The sequence below is a fragment of the Sorangiineae bacterium MSr11954 genome (assembly GCA_037157815.1).
Classification (GTDB): Bacteria; Myxococcota_A; Polyangia; order Polyangiales; family Polyangiaceae; genus Pendulispora; species Pendulispora albinea.
This window is the reverse complement of record CP089984.1, coordinates 1567147-1583855: the sequence shown is the minus strand read 5'-3', so window position 1 is coordinate 1583855 and position 16709 is coordinate 1567147. Positions and strand designations below refer to the sequence as shown.

The following is a 16709-nucleotide window of genomic DNA, read 5'->3' as shown; positions in this document are numbered from 1 at the left end:
GATCACCAGCTAGCCTTGATCACGCCGGGGATCTCGCCACGCAGAGCAAACAGGCGGAGACACACACGGCAAAGTTCGAACTTGCGGTAGTAACCGCGGGCGCGGCCACACACCTTGCAACGATTGCGGACGCGTACCGAGAACTTGGGAGCGCGATTGAGCTTCGCGAATTGAGACGCACGAGCCATTTGGTCTGTCCTCGACTATGCTGCCCGGAAAGGCATGCCCAGGTTTTTGAGAAGGGCGCGCCCCTCTTCGTCGGTCGTGGCCGTCGTCACGAAGGAGATGTTGAGCCCCTTGATGACGTCGATCCGGTCGTAGTTGATTTCGGGGAAGATGATTTGCTCGCGCAGGCCGAGCGTGTAGTTCCCCTTGCCGTCGAACGCCTTGCGCGACACGCCGCGGAAGTCGCGGGTACGCGGGAGGGCGATCGTGATGAGGCGGTCGAGGAACTCCCACATGGTGGCGCTGCGGAGGGTGACCATGGCGCCGATGGGGATGCCGGCGCGCAGCTTGAAGCTCGCGATGGCCTTCCGGGCGCGGGTGACCACCGGCTTCTGCCCGGTGATGGCGCGGATCTCTTCGACGGCGGCGTCGACGATCTTCGGGTTGGTCACGGCGGCGCCGAGGCCCATGTTCACGATGATCTTCTGCAGGCGGGGGACCTGCATCGGATTCTTGTACCCGAACTCCTTGATGAGGGCCGGAATGACTTCCTTCTGGTACTTGGCAGCAAAGCGCGGGGCGACGATCTCGGTCGTCGACACGACTTGCTCGCGGGCTTCGGCGGCCGCGGCGGAAGGCTTGCCCTTCTGCTCTTTCTTGTCTTTCTTGCTGGCCATCACTTCTTCTCCCGCTTCGGAGTGGCGATTTCCTCACCGCTCTTGGCGACGCGGATCTTGTTCCCCTTGTCGTCCGTCTTAAAATGAACGCGCGTCGGCTTGCCGGTGCTGGGGTCGATCAGCATCACATTCGACGCATGGATGGGTTGCTCGCGCTCGATGATCCCGCCGTTGGGATTACGGGGCGTGGGGCGCGTGTGGCGGTGGACGAGGTTCACGCCTTCGACCAACACCCGGTTCTCTTCGCGGAAAATACGGGCGATCTTGCCCTTCTTTCCCTTGTCTTTACCGGTGATCACGACAACCGTGTCGCCGGTGTGGAGCCGCGCCGCCATTACAAAACCTCCGGAGCGAGCGAGATGATCTTCATGAACTTCTTGCCGCGGAGTTCGCGCGCGACCGGTCCAAAGATACGGGTGCCGATGGGCTCGAACTGGGCGTTGATGAGAACTGCGCTGTTCTCGTCGAACTTGATGTAGCTGCCGTCGGGACGGGACTGCTCGCGGGTGGTGCGGACGACCACGGCCTTGGCCGTATCACCCTTCTTCACCTTGGTGCCCGGGAGTGCTTCCTTGATGGAGACGACGATGATGTCTCCGACGCTCGCATAGCGACGGCGGGATCCGCCGAGTACCTTGATGCACTGGACGCGTTTGGCGCCGGAGTTATCGGCGACCTCCAGTATGGTTCGCATCTGAATCATGACGTTGTCCTCTTCCCGGCCTACTCTTCGACGAACTTCTTGACGAGGCGCACGACCTTGAAGCGCTTGTCGCGCGAGATCGGGCTGTGTTCTTGAATTTCGACTTGGTCGCCGATTCGAAATTCGTTCTTCTCGTCATGCGCCTTGAAGCGGGAGCGCGTGCGAACGTACTTGCCGTAAAGCGGATCGCGGCGGGCGTTCACGACCTCGACGACGACGGTCTTGTCCATCTTGTCGCGGATGACCCGGCCGACCATCTTGCGGCGGAATCCGTGCGACTTGCGCTCGACGGCCACGGTGGAGTGGGTCGAATGCGCCGGTGCCGGGACGACATTGTTCTCAGAAGCCATCGGTTAGCCTTCCTTCGTCGAGGCTTGGGCTTCGGGAGCCGCGCCGCGGGACTTGAGGACAGTGAGGACGCGCGCCAGGTCGCGGCGCGTCTTGCGAATGTTGCTCGTGTCGTCGAGCCGGTTCGTGAAGTTCTTGAGGCGGTTCTGGAAGAGATCCGACCGCAGGCTCTTTTCGAGCTCTTTGAGGTCCTCGAGCGAGCGCTCGTTCAAGTCTTTTGCCTTCAGCATGATCAGAGCACTCCGCGGGCAATGAACTTGTAACCGACGGGGAGCTTGTGACCGGCGAGGCGGAAGGCTTCGCGCGCCATCTTCTCGTCGATCCCGGAGATCTCGTACATGACGCGACCCGGGAGGATATCGGCCGCCCACTCCTCGACGCCGCCCTTGCCTCCACCCATTCGAACTTCGAGCGGCTTCTTGGTGACGGGGCGGTCGGGGAAGATACGGATCCAGAGCTTGCCCGCGCGCTTGACGTGGCGGGTGATCGCCATACGGGCTGCTTCGATCTGACGGGCCGTCAGGCGGCCCGGTTCGACGGCTTGCATGCCGAAGTCACCAAAGCTCACATCGGAGCCGCGGTGCGCGACGCCACGATTGTGGCCCTTCTGCATCTTTCGGAACTTGGTTCGCTTGGGGGAAAGCATGGTGTTCTCTCTACGTCGTCACGTTAGGGAATCGGCCGTCGAACGCGGCGTTGGAGGACCTCACCCTTGAAGATCCAGCACTTGATACCGATGATGCCGTACTTGGTCCGGGCTTCGGCGATGCCGAACTCGATGTCGGCGCGCAGGGTGTGCAGAGGAACGCGGCCCTCGCGGTAGGTCTCGACGCGGCTCATTTCGCTGCCGCCCAGACGGCCGGAGCAGCGGATACGAATGCCCTTGGCGCCGAACTTCATGGCCGTGGAGACGGCCTTCTTCATCGCGCGACGGAAGGCAACGCGACGCTCGAGCTGCGTGCCGACGTTCTCGGCCACGAGCTGCGCGCTGGTCTCCGCCTTGCGGATCTCCTGCACGTCGATGAACACTTCGTTGTCGGTGAACGACTGGACGCCGGCGAAGACGGTCTCGCCCTTGGCGGCGGTCTTCACGTTGCCGACCTTCAAGGTCTCGATCCCCTTGCCGCCCTTGCCGATGACCATGCCGGGGCGCGCGGTGTAGACGATGACCTTGGCCTTGTTCGCGGCCCGCTCGACCTCGACGGACGCGATGTTGGCGTTCATCAAGTAGTCTTTGACCGCCCGCTTGATGCGGATGTCCTCGTGGAGCCACTTGGCGTACGACTTGTCCTCGAACCACTTCGAGTTCCAAGTCTTGATGACGCCGAGGCGGAAGCCGTAGGGATGGACTTTCTGACCCATGGAAGAACGCGCTCTTTCGTGTTGATGTTGGCGGCGGGCGAGCCTTCTAGGCGCGCTCCCCGAGAATCACGGTGATGTGGCTCATCCCCTTTTGAATGCGGGTGGCCCGTCCCATGGCGCGGGGACGCCAGCGACGCATGAACTTGTTCGGGGCCTTGTCGACGAAAGCGGTCTCGACGAAGAGAGCATCGACATCGACACCCGGAGCTCGGGTACGCGCATTGGCCACGGCGCTCTCGATGACCTTCTTGAGGTACGGAGCCCCAGCCTTCTGCGTGAACTCGAGGAGCTGGAGAGCCTCACCGGCTTGCCTGCCCCGAACGAGGTTCACGATGACTCGGGCCTTGCGCGGGGAAATCCGCGCGAAGCGGGCTATCGCTTTGCTGACCATGGTGGACCTTTAGACGCCTTTCGTACCTGATGCCAACTTGAGACCGAGACGGACGCCCCATGATTCCCGGAACCGGAAACCCGTGGGACCTGCGAGCTGCAACGTGGCGAAACAGTTTGAGTGCTTCGTCGTACCGTCTCGTTGCCTGGCTTCCTGTACCCTATCGGGAGCGAAAAAGCCTCGGGCGAATCCGAGATGGCCGTTACGACCGCGAGAAGAGAAACAGATCCGGGTTGGATCCTCCTCGGCCTTGGGGGTCGAGGAGGCGCGTACTTTACGCGTGGGCGCGGCCTTGGCAAGGGAAAAACAGGAAATCGAAGCGCGGCCGGGGCTCCGACGGGTGCCGCAAGGGGCTTTTACACCGCTCGAGCCCGGCGGTGGGCGACGGCCAGCCCTTGCCAGCTCTTAAAGACGCCCCTCACGGCGCGCGCTTTCCGCCGGGGCGTTTGGCGAACAGAAGCGTGACAAACACATCGCGCCCTCCGCTTGGCTGCGGGCGGACCACCGCGCCGATGCCGACGTGCGTGAACTCGGCGTTGATCATGTTGGCGCGGTGGCCGGGGCTATCCATGAGCATCTCGTGGGCGCTCTCGGGTGAGGAGCCGCGGGCGACGTTCTCCCCATAGAGCGGAAAGAGCAGGTTGGCGCGGCGGAAGCGGTCCTCGGTGGTGCCGGTGGTGGGGGACACATGGCCGAAGAACGCGTGGTCGGCCATGTCCTCGCAGTGAACGCGGGCGAGCGCCGCGAGCTCGTCGTCCTCGGCCAGGGGTGGAAGGCGGGCGCCCTCGCGGGTGCGGGCGAGCAAGGCGAGCATGCGCTGCTCGGCGAGCGCCGGGGTGAGGGGCGCGCTGGCTTCGGCGGACGCGCGCTCGGCGCCGAAACGCTTGGGGGGCTCGGGCTCGTCGACGTCGACGTAAATGGGGAAGTTCGCGAGGACGACGGGGCCCGTCGCACCATCGCCCAGGAGCTCGACTTTGTGAACGCCGGGATCGGTGAGGGTGAGATCGCCGCGGTAGGAGCGATCGCCGTTGCGAAAGGTGCGCACCACGCCGTCGGGCCGGGTGATGGCCAAGTCGACCCGCGCAAAGCGATCGCCGACCTTGCCCGCGAGGTGCAAGGTCTGGCCGCGCGCCAGGTGCTTGGGCACCGGCTCGAGCTCGACCTCGACCGACGCGAAGGCGATGGCCAGCGACTCCGCCGCCCCTGCCCCCGCCGTACCGATGCCGTAGCGGGTGATGGGCATGTTGCGCGGGATGCTCTCGATGACCCGCGCGAGGCGTGCCTCGATGTCGGCCTCGGAGAGGCTCGATCCTTCGATGTAAAGCAGCCAGGGCGCCGGCCCGACGTAACCGAGCCGGCGTGACATGACATCGACGGCGAGGGCGTCCTTCGGGGCTTCACCGCGCGAGGCGATCCACGATGCAAGCTGCGTCAGCCGGGGATCGGCGCGAAACGTATCGCCCCGCTGGCGAAAGACGCGCACGAAGCTGGCATCGGCGAGGGCCGTCATGCCGGCGCCGGCCGTGTCCGTGCGGGGCGCGGGGGACGGTGCGGGGGTTGTGGGAGCTGCGGGACCTGCGGGCTCGCTCGCGTAGGTCGCGGCGCTGGGCGGAACGATCTCGTGAAACTCCGCGGCGTACGAGCGCGGGGCGCCGCGCCCGGCGGGCGTGTACGTGGTTTGAAAGCAGGCGGAGACGAAAACGGAGGAGAGCGCGAAGAAAGCGGAAACGAAGGGCGCCGCCGTGGGGGCGCGGGGGTGTTGCATGGTCGTGAATCCTCGTGACCACTGTATCGACCCGCGGCATGAGGCGGTTGCTTCTTCGGCGTCGGGCGCGTCTTACGTGGCGATGAAGGCGCGTTCGACCAGCCACACGACGGCGATCGCAGCAATGGCGGCAGAGCCACCGAGCAGGGCCATGCGGTGGTAGAGCGGCTTGGCGCGCGCGGCATAGGCGAGCGGAAGAAACGCGGCCACGACGGCGCATTGTCCGAGCTCGACCCCAAGGTTGAAGCCGAGAAGAACACGGACGAGCTCTGCGCGGGCCAGCCCGAGATCGACCAGGACCGCGGAGAAGCCAAAGCCGTGCAGGAGGCCGAGGGCAAAGGCCGCCGCCCAACGCTCGCCGCGAAGAACGGGGACGAGGTTGTTCAACGCGGCCAGCACCACCGACGCGGCGATCCCCGACTCCACCACGCGGGAGGGCAGCCGGACGACGTCCAGGGCCGCGAGGCTCAAGGTGATCGAGTGGGCCACGGTAAAGGCGGTGACGATTCCAAGGACGTCCCGAAACGCGGCGCGAAAGTCGGAGACGGGGCGCCATGTGCGGCCCTCACGGCGGAGGACGGACGGCAGAAGAAGCGCGAGGAGAAAGAGGAGGTGGTCGATGCCCGATGCGATGTGGCCAACGCCCTCCGCGACGGCGTCGCGAAACGATTGTGCGGGGGGCGGCGCGGTCCATGCGAAGCGCTGGGAGGGTGCGGCGGCCGTGAAGATGGCGGCGCGCTCGCCTTCGGGGTTGCGGAATCGGAGGAGGCCGTGGTGCTGGGGGTCGATGTCGAAGAAAATGCTGTAATTTACATGTATGTCGGCGGCCGCCGTCGAACCGGATGATGCAGCGCCGGGTGCGCGATCGCACGCGAGGCGAAAGAGGAGAACGGCGTAGTTGCCGTCGGAGTGGGGCACGATGCGCAGCTCGCCGGGGATGGTTTGGCATGGGCGGTCGCCGGCCGCCACCGTGAGGTGCGCGAAGGCGTAGGCCTCGAGCTGCGCGCGGTGGGTTCGGAGCTCGCCCCATGTGAGGTTGCCGTCGTCGTTGGCGTCGAGGTGCATCGCGTAGGTGAGATCGCGCAACGCGATGTCCCAGCGGCCATCGAGCTCGAGGGCGGGGGCAGACGTAGACGCGGACGTGGACGTGGACGTGGACGTGGACGCGGCAGACGAGCGGTCCGCGGGCGCGTTCAAGGTCAAATACGCGTCGCTGGGTTTGTGCGCTTGCGCAGGGGCCGCGCGCAAGAGGTGAAACGCAAAGGCGATCAGAACGACGAACGCGCGGCGCATCATGGTGTGGGTCTCGCGGGGAGGAGCTCGCGGACGCGCGATCGAAGCGCGACGAGCCTTGGTTCTTCGGCGCGGTTGGCCTCGAGGAACGTGAGGACGGGCATCGCCTCGGCGGGACTGCGCGCGGCGAGGGCCGATTCCAGAAAGACGCGGGCGTCGGCCGGTTCGCGCTGGACCTGCCAGTTCGCCTTGGCCAGCTCCAGGGCGGTGCTCGGATCGTGGAGGAGCACCAGGTGAAAGCGCGCTTGCTCCCGGCGGTGCACGACGTCGCCGCGCTCTTGGCTGGCCAGGTAGCGGGCGCGCAGCAGCTCGCGGTGGGATTCGGCCGCGGGGTGGTTCGATGCGGCTTCCGCGATGGCGAGGCGAAGGAGAAGGTTGTCGTCGTTCTCGCGACCCGGACCGTGCAGCCAGGAGAGGACCTCCGCGGGGCGGTCTTGGTCGAGGAGAAGATCGGCGTAGGCGGCGCGGGTGTAGGCGTCGGATGGATCCGCGTCGAGCGCGGCTCGGTGGTGCGCCTCGGCGGCGGCATCGTCGCCAGCCCGCACGGCGATCTCGCCCAATGTCGCGAGGATCCACGCGCGCTCCGCCGGGCGGAGCGGCGTCTTCGCGAGGGTCGCGCGCTCTTCGGCCGCACGGAGCGCCGAACCAAGGTAGGCGTAAGCTTCGCGGGCGCGGCCCGAGAGGCTATCGACGGCTGCAAGGCACTGCGCGGACACGAGATCGCCCGCCAGCGCGCGAAGGGGTGCGCAGCTGGCGCGCGAGGCGGCGTACTCGCCGCGGACGGACAGAACGACGGAGCGCGTGAGCCACGCTTGCGCGTCCCCGGGGGTGCGGCGGAGGAGCTCGTTCAAATCGAGCAGCGCTTCGTCGAACGCGTGCTGGCTTTGGCGGATGGTCGCGCGGAGCAGCAGAACCTCTGGGGGCGGCGCGACATCGTTCCACCAAGGCGCCAGCGCGGCTTGGGCGTGCCCCAGGTAGCGCGGATCCGAGGTGACCCGCGCCTCCTCGATGTCTCGTTTGGCCAGCTCCGTGGCCAAGGCCACGTTCGTGGGATCGCGCGCGAGCTGCGCACGTGCTTCACGCGGGCCCCACGCCGGCGACGGCGCGAGGACCTCCGCATCGTCGCGCGGCACATACGCCTGGGCGGGCGCGGTCCCCCGCCCGAGACCGAGCCACGCGGCGACCAGGATCGGGCCGATACACAGAAGGACCATCAGGGCGCGGCGCACGGCGATCTCCTCCTAGAGGGCTGCGAAGATCTGGGCCGCCTTGCCGGCGGCGGCTTCGCTGGCGGCGGTCTTGGTGGGCGGCTGCCGGATGGTGAGCATGCTCTTCTTGCGAAGAAACGATTCGCGGTTGGGCACCACCTTGGAGAGCCTCTCCTGCGAGGCGCGGCGCGCCTTCTTCGCCGCCTCGTCGGTGGCGAACTCGCAGACGCTGAACGCCAGATCGTCCGGGCCCTTTGCCCCGAGGCAAAAATCCGCCCCGAAGATCGACGCCACGTGCTGCCGTTTCTCGGTCACCGCGAACCCTGCCCGCTCGAGCGCCGCATACACGTCCTCGGCCTTCAACGCATCGGGCGGGCGATGCTGCGCCTCCATCTCCAGCTTCGCGCCGAGCCCGAGGCTGGCGAGGGCCGCCAGGGCAGCTCGCTCGCCGCCTTCTTCGGACACCGCAGAAGGCGGCACCGAAGATGGCGGCGCGACGGCCGGCGCGTTCACCTGCGCGGCAGGATCGGATGGAACCGGGTCGGCGCGAACCGACGATTTGCTGCAGCCCCCGAGGATCACCAGGGCCGCCACGACGAGGACATATCGCGGGCACATTCTTTCCGTCCTACGCCGGGCAGGGAGGAACGGATCGCTCCGAGCTCACGGATTTTTCGCGGCCGCGCCGCGAAGGCTTCGATCCGACCTTTGGAGCCATTCGTAGAACGGTGCGCGGCAGGAATGCTGCCCGGAAAGAGAAGAAACATGAAACGACCCATCCTGGGATCCGTCTGCGCGATGGCGGCGGGTCTCGCTTTGCTCGCAATCCCCGGCGACGCCGGGGCGTCGAGCCACAAGGAAGCTCCGTTCATTACGAAGAATCCCAAGGTCGACGGCACCGACTTTTATATGTTCAACAGCTACGAGAGCGGACGCACCGGCTTCGTCACGCTCATCGCGAACTATCAGCCGCTCCAGGATCCCATCGGTGGACCGAATTACTACACCATGGATCCGGAGGCGCTCTACGAGATCCATATCGACAACGACGGCGACGCCAAGGAAGATCTGACCTTCCAGTTCCGCTTCAAGAACACGCTCGCCAACGGCGGAAAAGGCATTACGCTCCCCATCGGGAAACCACCGCAGGACGTCGGCATTCCGCTCCGCACCGCGGGCGGCGTGAGCGGCGACGATGCGGCGACCATCAACGAGAACGAAACGTACACGGTGACCGTGGTCCGCGGCGATCGGCGCTCGGGCATGGCCGCGTCGGTCACCAACCTCGCGGGGGGCTCGGCCACGTTCAAGAAGCCCCTCGACAACATCGGCGCCAAGACGTTCGGCGGCGCGTATACCAAGTACGCCGATCAATACAAATACGGCGTGAACATCCCCGGGTGCAGCACCCCGGCGAAGCTCTTCGTGGGGCAGCGCGCGGAGTCGTTCGCCGTGAACCTGGGGACGATCTTCGACTTGGTGAACGCGCCGGCCAGCCTCATCACCGATCCCACCAAGCGCAATCTCTTGCCCAACCCCATCGGCGGAAAGAACATCACGGCCTTGGCGCTCGAGGTGGCGGCCGACTGCTTGCGCAAGGGAAGCAGCGGCAGGCAAGCGGTGCTCGGCGGGTGGACGACGGCCAGCGTCCGGCAGGCGCGGGTCATCAACCCGCACGCCACGTACACCACGCCGGCGCGCGAGGGCGGCGCGTGGGCGCAGGTGTCGCGTTTGGGCAATCCCCTGGTCAACGAGGTGGTGATCGGCCTCGCCGACAAAGATGGCTGGAACGCCAGCGAGCCCAAAGACGATGGGGCGTACGTGAAGTACGTGACCAACCCCACCTTGCCCAAGCTGCTCGAGATCATCTTCGGTGCGGCCAATGTCCCCGCGCCCACCGTGTTCCCGCGGGCCGACTTGGTGGCGGCGTTCGCGACGGGCGTGGAGGGCGTCAACGCCAACGGGGCCACGGCCGAATATCTGAGGCTGAACACGGCCATCCCGGCGACGACGACCATCGCGCCCAACACCAGCGCGCCCGGCAGCTACGCGGGGCATGTGCCGGGCTCGCAGAACAACCTGGGCGCGCTCGGGTGCTTCACGGGTCGATCGGCCACCGCCCGCCCGACCCTCGACACCAAGGCGGCCAACTGCGATCCGGCCGGCTACCCCAACGGGCGCCGTCCGGGCGACGATACGATCGACATCGCGCTGCGCGTGGTCGAAGGGGTGCTGCTCAACGCCTCCGAGGCGCCCGCGGGCGGGGCCGCGCTGCACGACGCGGTCCTTCAGGATCCGACGCAGTTCGATACGGCGTTTCCGTACCTCAAGGCGCCGCTCGGTGGAACGTGAGGTGGGCGATGGGAACGTACTGGCTCTCGGCCATGACCGCGTTCGTGCTGACGGCGGGTGCGCTCGCCATCGGCTGCGGAGGCGATGACGGGTCCACCCCGACAACCCCCGACGGCGGGACCACGATCGACGGCGGTGGAGGCGACGCGGGCGGGCCGCTGGAGCTTACCGCCTTCGCCCGGCAGCTGATCGAAACGGAGACGAAGGAGAACAACCGGCCGGCGGCGACGGAGGACAAGGCGTTCGTCGACAGCATGGATCCGAACGCATTTCCTCCGTCGTTCTTTCCGTAGCCGCTCACTCCACGATGAGACGATCTCCCGGCCCGCGGCCGAATGTCTCCGGGTTGTACATCTCCTCGGCCTTGGGCGGGGGCACGACGAAGGTGCCGGGGGTCGTGGCGCGCGCGACATAGGTGTACGGGTGAACGCCCTCCCACACCAACGACGCAAAGGCCTCGACCCGGTTGTCGCGCATGTTCTGGTGCTCCACCCACGTGCGCAGCCAGAACCAAAGCGGACCGCGCGAGGCGACCTCCTTCGGATCCGAGGGGATCGACTCGGTCACGGCCAGCGCCGCGTTGAGCGGCTCCAGGCCCGCCGGGAGCGAGTCGACCAACGCCACATGGTAGCGCCGCGTGGGCGCGACCATGTTCAGACGCACACGCACCCGCGCGCCCGCCTTGACGTGGACCGTGCCGTCCGGATCGCGGCGCACGTCCTCGGGGCGATCCACCGCCTCGTAGGTGCGCGACACGGTGAAGCCGTGGTCCACCGGCGGCGGCTTGAGATCCGCCGGCGCGTACGTCATCCCGATGCGGAAATAGAGGCGGCCCGGGCCGTCTTTGGCCAAGGTCACCTTGGCGGCCGAGGGATCGCTCCCCAGGGCCGCCAAGGTCTGCATCGGGATGTCCGTGCTGGCGCGGTCCGTGGAGCGACCGCGGAAGGTGTGCTCGCTCGCCAGCTTGTCGCCGAGCCAGGCCCGCGCGACGAAGTCCGGCGTCGTGCCCTCGTACGCGCGGAAGTAGCGGTCGAGGGCGATCAGCACGAACGCGTTCTCCTGGGTGCTCGCCCAGTGGCCCGCCGTTCGATGCGCCAAGAGCCCGGCCACGATCTTCGCGATGAGATCGCTCTTGGGCTGATCGACGATCAGGCTCTCCAGGATGACCGCGTCGGCGCGGCGATCGGAGGCGAGCAGCAAGTGCGCCCCGTCTTCGTACTGCGCGACGAAGTGCGCGGCGCCCGCCGTCTCCGTGACCCGGTTCTCCAGCGCGCGGCGGATGGCGGCCACCTCCGCCTGCGAGCCCGCGTCGCCCGTGAGCACGCGCAGGAGCCAGCCGTTTGCCTCGATGTGCAGCTTGGCGGCGCCTCCCGCCTCCGCGATGAGCCGCCGCGCCGCCGCGCGATCCGAGTCGCCCATCAGATGACGGACGAAGAGCGCATACGCCGTCAGCTCGCGGCGCGCCTCGGTCGAGTAGCCCGCGGGGATGCGCGCCGCGATGGTGCGCAGATAGTTTTGCGAGCGCTCGAGCATGCCCTTGTCGACGGCGAAGCCTTTGTCCTTGGCGCGGACCAAGGCGTGCGCCACGTGGATGCTCAAGTACGGCCAGACCTCGCCCTCGTTGGTCCAGAAGCTCCACCCGCCGTCCTGGTGCTGGAACCGACGGAGCCGCTCGAGATCGCGCTGAACCGTCTCCACCAGCTGGGCGGGCGGCGGCAAGTCCTTCACCTGAAAGGCCGCCAGCACGTCCTTGAGCGAGGCGATGGCCACCACGCGCGAGGCGATCTGCTCGTTGCACTCGAAGGGGTAGCCGACCAGGTAAATCACCGCGTCGGTGAGCGCCTGCAGCGCGGTCGACGAGGTGCTGACCGAGAGGCTGCCGTACTCCTTCACGATGCCGCCCGGCACCTTCACCGGCTGCGCGATCGCGCCTTGGTCGATCTGCCCGTAGGTCGCGAACGCCTCGGTGGTGGCCGGTGTCCACACGGGGAGCTCGATCTGGCTCGCGTCGGCCCAGCGCCCCGACGCGGCGCCGACTTGAAAGCGCGCCGTCCCCGCGCGGCGCGCGGCCGCCAGGAGGCGCACCTCGACCCGGTCGTTGGCCGGCACACTCACGCGCTTTCCCGTGCCGCTCACATCGGCGTTGGTGCCGCGCGCGGCCACGTCGACGGTCATCGCTTGGTCCGTCTGGTTCTGCAGCACGATGGGCAGCTCGAAGCGATCGCCGAAGTTGAGGAAGCGCGGCGCCGAAGGGCGCACCATCAAAGGCAGCCGCGCCGTGATGGTCGACTCCCCTGCCCCGAAGCGGGTCGCGCCCTCCGCGGCGATGGCCATCACCCGGTAGCGCGTCAGGCTGTCGGGCAGCTTCACCGTCACGCTCGCGCGCCCCGCCGCGTCGGTCGTGACCCGCGGGAAGAACGCGGCCAGCGGCGTAAAGTCGGTTCGCACCGCGATGGCGTCCGCGCCGGCCTGCCCGGCGAGCCTGCCCTGGGCCATTCCGGGAGGTGGCGGAGGAGCCGGCGGGGCCGGCTCCGCGACGGGTACGGGCATCCTTTCGAGAGCTGCCCCGCCCTTGGCATTGTCGAACACGGCCTCGGCCGCGTCCCGCACCTTCTCTTTTCCTTCGCCGAGCAAGACGAACCCGAGCGAGCTCAATCCGCTCACCCCCTCGCCGCGCGGCGCATAGAAGACCTCGAGCGGGTTGGGGAGCTTGTAGTCGGAGAGCGCGAGGATGGCTTCGTCCACCACCACCACCGTGAGATCGCTCCCCGGCGCGGGCCTATCCTTGGCGTCGCGCACGTCCAGATCCACCACCGTGCTGCCGCCGGGCTCCAGCTTGCTCGCCCGGGGTTTGACGGCGATCGTGAGCTTCCGATCGCGCGGCGCGACCTTGAGCAGAACGGTCTCTTCCGCGTACGCCGGGCGCTTCGCCAGGCGCGGATCGATCTCGCCCATGCCGTTCTTGCGCGGCGCGAGCCCTGCGATTTGCACGCGCGCATACACGTTGGGCGTAAAGCTCGCATCGATGGGGATGCGCACCGTCGCGCTGGGCTTGCTCAGCGTCACGCGCTGCACGTTCAGGATGCCCTGGCGCCCCACGCTGACCACCGCCTCGCCGGGTGAGAACGGCGACACGATGAGCACCTCCGCCACGTCACCCGGCTGGTACTCGTCCTTGTCGGGGACCAACGTGATCGACTCTTCGGCCACGCCCTTGTCGGCCGGGTGGGTGTCGCCGACCACCCAGAGCACCGTCTCGCTCTGGTTGCGGCGGCCTTGCGGATCGGTCACCACCGCGGTCACCCGGTAGCGGCCGCCCACGGTGGTGGGCAGCGAGCAGCTCACGGCGTCCTCGCCCGAGGTGACGGTGCACGAGCGCACGTCCTTGTCGACCTCCACGTACTCCGTGCCTTGCTGCTCCCAATCGAGGCGCGCGCTCGTCACCGTCACCGGGCGGCCGCGCACCGCGCGACCATCGATGTCGGTGGCGAGGGTCTGTGCTTCGATCACCTGGCCCGCCCGCACGAAGCTGCGCGGGCGGCGGATGCCGACATAGACCGTACCGGGGTGCACCAGGATGTTCGTGCTCCCGGCGAAGGTCTGACGGTTGACGTCTTGCACGCTGGACTCGACCCGCAACTCCATCGGGTACGAGGGATCGACGGGGTCGAAGTCGATGCGCAGCCGGTGCTTGCCATCGCGGTCCGTGACCCCCTTCCATGTCTCGGTCGGGAACGGCGGCTCGGGGTGAAAGCGGCCGCCTCGGCCTCCTCCGCCCCATCCCACGACATCGCCGCCGCCGCCGCGAAGCCAGGGAAACTCCGGCGCGCGCCCGAAGATGTAATCGGCCCGGTTGGGCGGGTTGAACACCGCATCTTGGCGGGTGACCGACCAATTCACCTCCGTGTTCGCGAGGCCGCCGCCCGCGTAGTACGCGGCCGTCATGGTGGTCACCGCGTGGTCGCCCACGAAGTGGGGCCCTTCGCTCGCCTGGGCCGACACCTCGAACTCGGGGCGGCGGAACTCCTGAACCACGAAGCCATGGTGCGCCTCGACGTTCTCCACGCCGCGCGCGCCCTGGAGCGAGAGCCGGACGCTGGCGTGCCCCAGGTTGACGGAGTCCGGGATCTTGAACGCCAGATCGAGCCCGCCCGTTTTGTCCAAGGGGGCGACGCCCTTTTTGAACTCATTTCCGCGCGCGTCGCGCACCGCCCAATCGACGTGGGTCGCGCCATCGACGAACGCGATATCGCCGCCCTTGCCCATGCCCGCGCGGCGCACCCACCCTTTGACCCGCACCTCTTCGCCGGGCTTGTACGTGCGCCGATCGTCGAAGACGAACCAGCGCACCATGTCCTTGCTCTCCAGGCCCCGGAACGAGGAGCCATACCGAGCCGGCAGAAATGCGAGGTCGTTGCCCTTCCGCGCCACCACGCCCACCGACGCCGTCCCCAGCGAGGTCCGCGCAAGGCCATCCGCCCCCGTCTTGACCGCCGCACCGCCCGAAACGAGCGAGACATCGACCCCTGCGAGCGGCGCGCCCGTCGCGAGGGCGGTCGTCAAGGTGACCAGCTCCTGCGCATCGCTGGTGGTGGTGAGCGCCATGTTCGTGGCTTGCACCCAGGTGCGCAAGGTCGGCTTGGAGCGATGCGGCGGCGGCGCCCCGGTGGGCTCCACCACGACGACCACCTGCCCCAGCCCGCCCGAGAGCGCGGGCGCGAGATCGATCAGGGTTTCGGTCAAATCGTCCGGCTTGTTGGCGGGGGTTACCGTGCGCGAGGCCACGAGCTTGCCCACCGGCATTTTCTTCTGCCGATCGCGGTCCCACGCCCCGCGCCACTGGATGTACTTCGCCCAATCGTCGGGGCGAACCGCATAGAGCTGCACGGACAGGGACGTATGGTTCACGCTGTAGACGGGGAGCTTTCCACCGCTGGACGGCTCCAGGACCGTCATCTCCTCCTGCTCGGGGAAGAGCATGGGCTCGCTGCGGTCGGTGGTGAACGACACCGTCTCGTCGCGCCCGAGGGTCTGCTCGAACTCGTCGCGCAGGCCCGCGCCCACCGTGACCTTGTACGTGGTCTTTCCGCGCGTGCGCCCGCTGATCGTGATGGTCCCCCCCGAGGTGCCCACCTTCACCTGCGCGATGGGCGGCTCCACGCGCACCACGTTCTTATCGAAGCGCGCGGGGTCGAGCGAGTTGGAGAGCTCGATCCGAAACGGCATGCCCGGCCGGCACGTCTTGTCCCACCCGCACCGGTGCTCGGTGATCCGGAGAGCTCCGTGGGTGCGAAACGCAAAGGTCTGATCCTGCGGCGTCCTCTTGGGCCCCTCGAGCGATGGCGCCCCCGCCTTGACCTTCACGGTGATGGCCGCGTCCGGCGCGAGCCGCTCGCTCGGCCGAAGGGCCAGCCACCGCCCCGGCATGGCGTCCTTCACCCGCTGCGCGAGCTCGCGGTCCGCGTCGACCTCTTCGCTGGTCGCCAAGCGCACGCCCACCGGCCGCGGATTGCCCGCGAGCTCGATCGACTTGAGCACCGCCTGCGGATCGATGGCTTGGTTGAACGCGACGAACAGCAGCGGATCGAAGCGGGTGGGCGGAGGGCTGCTCGGGTACGACGCCGTGACCTTCGGCGCCGGCGTGGAGAACTTCCAGCGCTCGGCCGCCGCCAATGTCGCCCCGTTCGCGGCGCGCGTTCCGGCCGGGATCTCCACCTCGTAGTCGGTCGCCATGGGAAAGGCGCCCGCCGAAGGTCGCGATCCATCGTCCTCGCCCGGCTTCGGCTTGGCGCGCGACGCGGGCTCGAACAAAAGCGTCTGCGTCCCCACCCAGCGCCACGTCCCCGGAGGCTGCGGCGTGATCCGGACCGGAGGGTTCGCGGCCGCCAACTCGCCTTGTGACGTAATTGGTACCATTGGCGCCGAAAACGTCACCTCCAAGTGCGACGCCAGGTCCACCGCGCCCTCGGGCGCATGGCGCAAAACCCGGAGCGGCCCCGACGCAACTTGGGGCGCAGCGGCGGGCGGGGCCGGCGGCGGAAAGGGCTCGCTCACCGTCTTACCCGTGCGCGGTGCGGGCATGGTGCCTGCGCGTAGCGCGAAGTCTTTGGCATCGTCGGGCAAGGCCGCGAGCTTCGGCAGCCGGTCCAGCACCTTGCGGGTGTCGGCCTCGGAGAGCGGGTCCGACTTGGCCGCGGGGGTGGCGACGCGATCCTCGCTCGCCTCGGCGTTGCTCAATCGAAAGCCGGCGCCCGACTTCGAGGGCTTCCACGACGCGACGGGTCGGTCGCTCTTGCCCGGGCTGGACGGGACCTTCGATTCACCGGGGCAGCCCAAAACGACGAATGCGAGACAAACGACGAGCGCGAGTCGAGCGTACATGTTCTCCCCTCCTGACGTGCAGAAGTTGAAAACGTTGTACGCGACTCGCGCTTTTCGAGGACGA

The 16709-nt window shown here is 67.7% G+C and carries 16 protein-coding genes; 2 read left to right on the top strand and 14 right to left on the bottom strand.

The window, feature by feature from the left end:
• Positions 1 to 2 precede the first annotated feature (2 nt).
• The 13 genes from LZC94_06505 to LZC94_06445 form a co-directional block, all read right to left on the bottom strand.
• Complete coding sequence (locus tag LZC94_06505; GenBank protein ID WXB16918.1) at positions 3 to 188, bottom strand: type Z 30S ribosomal protein S14; 186 nt, start codon at positions 186 to 188, stop codon at positions 3 to 5.
• A gap of 15 nt (positions 189 to 203) precedes the next feature.
• A complete protein-coding gene (gene rplE, locus LZC94_06500) occupies positions 204 to 842 on the bottom strand; it encodes a 50S ribosomal protein L5 (protein WXB16917.1) in 639 nt (212 codons plus the stop codon).
• On the bottom strand, positions 842 to 1177 hold the full coding sequence (rplX, locus tag LZC94_06495; GenBank protein ID WXB16916.1) for a 50S ribosomal protein L24: 336 nt from the start codon (positions 1175 to 1177) through the stop codon (positions 842 to 844). Before rplX ends, rplE begins: the two co-directional genes overlap by 1 nt.
• Positions 1177 to 1545 carry a 50S ribosomal protein L14 gene (gene rplN, locus LZC94_06490; GenBank protein WXB16915.1) on the bottom strand — a complete coding sequence of 123 codons (369 nt, stop codon included), beginning with the start codon at positions 1543 to 1545 and terminating at the stop codon, positions 1177 to 1179. Before rplN ends, rplX begins: the two co-directional genes overlap by 1 nt.
• Positions 1546 to 1565: 20 nt before the next feature.
• Positions 1566 to 1895, bottom strand: coding sequence for a 30S ribosomal protein S17 (rpsQ, locus tag LZC94_06485; GenBank protein WXB16914.1), 330 nt, complete (start codon positions 1893 to 1895; stop codon positions 1566 to 1568).
• A gap of 3 nt (positions 1896 to 1898) precedes the next feature.
• The gene (rpmC, locus tag LZC94_06480; GenBank protein WXB20354.1) at positions 1899 to 2120 is read right to left on the bottom strand and encodes a 50S ribosomal protein L29; all 222 of its coding nucleotides are present in this window, start codon (positions 2118 to 2120) and stop codon (positions 1899 to 1901) included.
• A 5-nt stretch (positions 2121 to 2125) separates the two neighbouring features.
• Positions 2126 to 2539 carry a 50S ribosomal protein L16 gene (rplP, locus tag LZC94_06475; GenBank protein ID WXB16913.1) on the bottom strand — a complete coding sequence of 138 codons (414 nt, stop codon included), beginning with the start codon at positions 2537 to 2539 and terminating at the stop codon, positions 2126 to 2128.
• 23 nt (positions 2540 to 2562) lie between these two features.
• Entirely contained in the window at positions 2563 to 3255 is a 693-nt protein-coding gene (rpsC, locus tag LZC94_06470; protein WXB16912.1) for a 30S ribosomal protein S3, read from the bottom strand.
• A 46-nt stretch (positions 3256 to 3301) separates the two neighbouring features.
• The gene (gene rplV, locus LZC94_06465; protein WXB16911.1) at positions 3302 to 3646 is read right to left on the bottom strand and encodes a 50S ribosomal protein L22; all 345 of its coding nucleotides are present in this window, start codon (positions 3644 to 3646) and stop codon (positions 3302 to 3304) included.
• Positions 3647 to 4064: 418 nt separating this feature from the next.
• Positions 4065 to 5411 carry a CAP domain-containing protein gene (locus LZC94_06460; GenBank protein WXB16910.1) on the bottom strand — a complete coding sequence of 449 codons (1347 nt, stop codon included), beginning with the start codon at positions 5409 to 5411 and terminating at the stop codon, positions 4065 to 4067.
• A 72-nt stretch (positions 5412 to 5483) separates the two neighbouring features.
• Positions 5484 to 6707 (bottom strand): HupE/UreJ family protein, encoded by a 1224-nt coding sequence (locus tag LZC94_06455; protein ID WXB16909.1) that lies wholly within the window; start codon positions 6705 to 6707, stop codon positions 5484 to 5486.
• On the bottom strand, positions 6704 to 7933 hold the full coding sequence (locus tag LZC94_06450) for a hypothetical protein (protein ID WXB16908.1): 1230 nt from the start codon (positions 7931 to 7933) through the stop codon (positions 6704 to 6706). The genes LZC94_06455 and LZC94_06450 overlap by 4 nt, the downstream gene beginning before the upstream one ends.
• A gap of 12 nt (positions 7934 to 7945) precedes the next feature.
• Positions 7946 to 8530 (bottom strand): hypothetical protein, encoded by a 585-nt coding sequence (locus tag LZC94_06445; protein ID WXB16907.1) that lies wholly within the window; start codon positions 8528 to 8530, stop codon positions 7946 to 7948.
• A gap of 147 nt (positions 8531 to 8677) precedes the next feature.
• Between LZC94_06445 and LZC94_06440 the strand changes: the two genes are divergently transcribed.
• The gene (locus tag LZC94_06440; protein WXB16906.1) at positions 8678 to 10264 is read left to right on the top strand and encodes a DUF4331 domain-containing protein; all 1587 of its coding nucleotides are present in this window, start codon (positions 8678 to 8680) and stop codon (positions 10262 to 10264) included.
• Between the two features lie 8 nt (positions 10265 to 10272).
• Positions 10273 to 10557, top strand: a complete 285-nt coding sequence (locus LZC94_06435; GenBank protein ID WXB16905.1) for a hypothetical protein — start codon at positions 10273 to 10275, stop codon at positions 10555 to 10557.
• Between the two features lie 4 nt (positions 10558 to 10561).
• Here LZC94_06435 and LZC94_06430 read toward each other — a convergent pair whose 3' ends face one another.
• Positions 10562 to 16645 (bottom strand): MG2 domain-containing protein, encoded by a 6084-nt coding sequence (locus LZC94_06430; GenBank protein ID WXB16904.1) that lies wholly within the window; start codon positions 16643 to 16645, stop codon positions 10562 to 10564.
• Positions 16646 to 16709: the final 64 nt, after the last annotated feature.